Origin of the sequence: Ferrovum myxofaciens (genome assembly GCF_000735045.1) — a bacterium.
GTDB classification, from domain to species: domain Bacteria; phylum Pseudomonadota; class Gammaproteobacteria; order Burkholderiales; family Ferrovaceae; genus Ferrovum; species Ferrovum myxofaciens.
On the sequence record NZ_JPOQ01000470.1, the window covers coordinates 1 to 253 of the forward strand.

At 56.9% G+C, this 253-nt stretch carries 1 protein-coding gene; it reads right to left on the bottom strand.

Annotated features, from left to right (window positions below; genetic code table 11):
- Positions 1 to 164, bottom strand: a 164-nt coding sequence (gene tnpB / locus IV91_RS19925; RefSeq protein WP_031599556.1) for an IS66 family insertion sequence element accessory protein TnpB, incomplete at its 3' end; no start/stop codon positions are given.
- Positions 165 to 253: the final 89 nt, after the last annotated feature.

Here is a 253-nt window from a genome sequence, read left to right on the forward strand (position 1 = left end):
TTGACCTGGTTGGCACGCCGATTGATGAAGCAGAACAGGTGTCCGCTCAGGGGATCCTGCTTCATCTCGTTGCGTGCCAGGGCATAGAGTCCGTCATAGGACTTGCGGGCATCTACAGGTTGACCGCAGATGAAGACCCGGACCCTGGCTTCGGCAAAGAACATCAGTTTCTGGTGAGGGTCAGTACCACCCCACCACCCAGATCGAGTTTGAGTTCAAGGATTCCTGTCCGGGGTTGAGGTTCAGGGGCAGG